The 3,047-nt window shown below is 45.3% G+C and carries 6 protein-coding genes; 5 read left to right on the plus strand and 1 reads right to left on the minus strand.

Annotation, left to right across the window (positions count from 1 at the left end):
- Positions 1–98: 98 nt before the first annotated feature.
- The gene (locus ABW391_RS16145; RefSeq protein WP_353482927.1) at positions 99–365 is read left to right on the plus strand and encodes a helix-turn-helix domain-containing protein; all 267 of its coding nucleotides are present in this window, start codon (positions 99–101) and stop codon (positions 363–365) included.
- A gap of 69 nt (positions 366–434) precedes the next feature.
- Here the strand turns inward: ABW391_RS16145 and ABW391_RS16150 are convergent, their stop codons facing one another.
- On the minus strand, positions 435–743 hold the full coding sequence (locus ABW391_RS16150) for an endonuclease VII domain-containing protein (protein WP_353482928.1): 309 nt from the start codon (positions 741–743) through the stop codon (positions 435–437).
- Between the two features lie 121 nt (positions 744–864).
- Between ABW391_RS16150 and ABW391_RS16155 the strand changes: the two genes are divergently transcribed.
- From ABW391_RS16155 to ABW391_RS16170, 4 genes are read left to right on the plus strand one after another with little or no spacing between them, the layout of a single operon-like run.
- Positions 865–1,317, plus strand: coding sequence for a hypothetical protein (locus ABW391_RS16155; RefSeq protein WP_353482929.1), 453 nt, complete (start codon positions 865–867; stop codon positions 1,315–1,317).
- Positions 1,314–1,637 (plus strand): hypothetical protein, encoded by a 324-nt coding sequence (locus ABW391_RS16160; protein ID WP_353482930.1) that lies wholly within the window; start codon positions 1,314–1,316, stop codon positions 1,635–1,637. The genes ABW391_RS16155 and ABW391_RS16160 overlap by 4 nt, the downstream gene beginning before the upstream one ends.
- Positions 1,638–1,650: 13 nt before the next feature.
- On the plus strand, positions 1,651–2,046 hold the full coding sequence (locus ABW391_RS16165) for a hypothetical protein (protein WP_353482931.1): 396 nt from the start codon (positions 1,651–1,653) through the stop codon (positions 2,044–2,046).
- Entirely contained in the window at positions 2,024–2,878 is an 855-nt protein-coding gene (locus ABW391_RS16170; protein ID WP_353482932.1) for a metallophosphoesterase, read from the plus strand. The genes ABW391_RS16165 and ABW391_RS16170 overlap by 23 nt, the downstream gene beginning before the upstream one ends.
- Positions 2,879–3,047 lie beyond the last annotated feature (169 nt).

Consider the following 3,047-nt stretch of genomic DNA (forward strand, 5'->3'; position numbering starts at 1 on the left):
TTGTCCAAACATGCTTGATTATATCGCACACATGCGTTATACTATGATCATGCTGTGACGCAAACAGCTAATTTAACTTACTTTGAAAGGTAACAATTATGCGCTTTAATCCAGAAACTAAAACCTACAAACTCTTCACTGCTCTCAATGCAGGCGAGAAAGTATCCGCCAGTGTCGCTTCCAAGCGTTTTGGCATCAAGAACATTTCCGCTGACGTATCACGTATCCGTCAAGCTGGTTTTGCAGTGTATGCTAACTCTCGTGTGGCTGGCAACGGTGTCAAGGTAACTGAATATCGTATTGGCAAACCAAGCCGTAAACTTGTGGCTGCTGGCTACAAGGCAATAGCCTTAGGTTTGGTATAACACAAACTCGCTGTCTGATTCAGACCAGACACTAGGTAAACAAAGCCTCCTGCAATGGGAGGCTTTCTCTTATTGTTTTTTTAAATAGTCAATTGCGGATTCTAATAACGCAATATCATCATTTAGATAGCCAATTGCAACATTACACGTTCTGCACAATAATCCGCGCACCTTGTTAGTAGTATGACAATGGTCAATGGCAAGTTTTGCTCCACGATCATCGTTCCCCTTACAAATAGCACAAACATAGTTTTGGGATTCGTTTAGTTGATGATATTCAGATTCTGCTAACCCATACTTTCTCTTAATATCGTTTTTCCACTTACGGTGTTTGACATGTTCTGTTCTAATGATTTTTGGTTTGGTGTAAATATCCATGCTGATTGCTCCTTTAAAGCGTTAGAGTAGTTGGGCCGGCAAGCCGCGAACTACACCTATATTTATACCTTAAACAGTGATGTTGCTTGACTGATATTGACTTTTGTAGTATAATGTACACATGCTAAAAAACTTATTCAAACGCCTGGGTCGATACCGGGTGATCATGGACCGACTGGATGGGGAACCTTACTTAGAACGCTACTACGTGTTTCTTCGAGATCGCTCATGGTTTCCGTTCAACATCTTTGTTCACAAGTTTCTCAAGAGTGATCCTGACGATGTGCATGATCATCCGTGGCCATTTGCTACCGTAATTCTCAGAGGTGGATACTGGGAATGGCGTCCCTTGTTTGATGCACAAGGCCGCCGCCAAGGTGAAACAGCCCGTTGGTGTGGTGCAGGAAGTTTTCGCACAGCACGAGCCAACACCTACCATCGCATTGAACTGGATCCTGACGTCACCTGCTGGACCTTGTTCATGCCCGGCGTCAAACAACGTGACTGGGGATTTCTTGTGAAAAACAAGTGGGTGCAATGGGAACAATATTTGATTCAAAGGAAAACAACATGAAATGGTTCAAACGCATGATCGTTCGTTGGGTGCGAGAAGATTGGGACAAAGCTGGTACTTCAGAGGACACATCAGTAGCGTATCCAATGTCCACAGGAAATCGTCGAAAGAATCTAATTGGTCTAGTCAGCGATGACATAGAAAGCGATGCTGGACTCAATATCACAGTACGCAAGGCCATTGGTGGCAAAATCATAACGTTCAGGCACTATGATGCCAAGACGGATCGCAGCAGCAACAAATTGTACATTGTGCCTGATGAACTGGATTTTGAACGTGAACTGGGCAAGATGATCACGCTGGAAAGCATGCGAGGCTGAAAGTAAATACATTATGGAAACTATTGTTGATGTTGCCCAATGGGTGCTTTGGATTGCCTGTGCTGTTATCTTGGTCACTTGGCTGGCGGAACTGGTGCTAAAAACATACCTACTGATAAAAATAAAACAGTATCAGACTGAACTGCAACCGGTGCTGGACGTGATGGAACGTGCGGTTGCTGGTCAATTGGTCTTGCTCACGGTAGAAGTTGACCACAATCAATATTTGTGCTACAATGCACTGACCCAGGAATTTGTGTGTCAAGGCATTGACGTAACCGAAATAGTTCAACGCTTCAGAGCCAGATTCCCAGACAAGACAGTGACAATATTCAATGGTGACGACACAGCAGTGGCAACACTACAACAACAATTTAGAGCACAACATGAAAATCTCAATTTGCAGTGACCTCCATTTGGAGTTTGGCGACCTTGACTTTGACAACACAGAGTCAGCACAGGTTCTAGTTCTCTCCGGCGATATCTGTGTGGCCAAAGACATGCTGGCACATGACAGTGCTGAGGTGCCGGGCATAGATGGCCGCAGCGGTCGCTATCACAAATTCTTCCAACGCTGTTCAGAACGTTTTGAGCATGTGGTGTACATTGTGGGCAATCACGAACACTACAATCATGACTTTGCCAAAACTATTCCACGTCTCAAAGATGTGTTGAGCTACTTGCCCAATCTGCATGTGATGGAAAAAGAATCTCTTGATATTGGTGACATCACGTTTCTGGCTGGCACATTATGGACAGACATGAATCGCGAAGATCCGGAAACTTTGTACGCTATTCGCAACTACATGAACGACTTTCGTTGCATCCACAACAGTGCCAAAGACACCCACTTCCGTGACCAAGATGGCAACTTTCAAACTCGCGTGTCCAGGTTCACACCCGAAGACACTGTGGAAGAACACAAGGCCATGCTGGAGTTTGTGAACACTGCTATCACAGCCAGACCTGATCGGCAGTGTGTGGTTGTGGGGCATCACAGCCCCAGCAAGCTCAGTACCAAGCCACAGTACGAGGATGATCAACTGGTGAATGGTGCATACAGCAGTGACCTGAGTGAGTTTATTCTTGATCATCCGCAGATTAGTTTGTGGACACATGGGCACACTCATCATAATTTTGACTACCTGATTGGTACCACTCGGATTGTTTGCAACCCGCGTGGCTATGTTGGTTATGAGTCGCAGGCTGCTGACTGGCGATTGCTGACTGTTGAAGTATGACGGAATTGTCCTTGACTCGAGACCAAGTGCAACGCCTGGCAACATTTTTTGCTCTGGACTTGAATATTCACGGTGTGACCATAACTGAAAGTCACGAAACTGGTATTGGAGCCAGCCATCGTGGCACGTTTCACAAGGCTCAACCCGAACGTGATTTTGAAGCAGACAT

It is taken from the genome of Haliscomenobacter sp. (assembly GCF_040403615.1).
In the GTDB taxonomy this organism is placed as follows: Bacteria; Bacteroidota; Bacteroidia; order Chitinophagales; family Saprospiraceae; genus Haliscomenobacter.

What these genes read in the sequence shown, in the direction of transcription:
- ABW391_RS16170 (WP_353482932.1), top strand. Translation starts at nt 2,024, where the DNA reads ATGAAAATCTCAATTTGCAGTGACCTCCATTTGGAGTTTGGCGACCTT.
- ABW391_RS16165 (WP_353482931.1), top strand. Translation starts at nt 1,651, where the DNA reads ATGGAAACTATTGTTGATGTTGCCCAATGGGTGCTTTGGATTGCCTGT.
- ABW391_RS16160 (WP_353482930.1), top strand. Translation starts at nt 1,314, where the DNA reads ATGAAATGGTTCAAACGCATGATCGTTCGTTGGGTGCGAGAAGATTGG.
- ABW391_RS16155 (WP_353482929.1), top strand. Translation starts at nt 865, where the DNA reads ATGCTAAAAAACTTATTCAAACGCCTGGGTCGATACCGGGTGATCATG.
- ABW391_RS16150 (WP_353482928.1), bottom strand. Translation starts at nt 743, where the DNA reads ATGGATATTTACACCAAACCAAAAATCATTAGAACAGAACATGTCAAA.
- ABW391_RS16145 (WP_353482927.1), top strand. Translation starts at nt 99, where the DNA reads ATGCGCTTTAATCCAGAAACTAAAACCTACAAACTCTTCACTGCTCTC.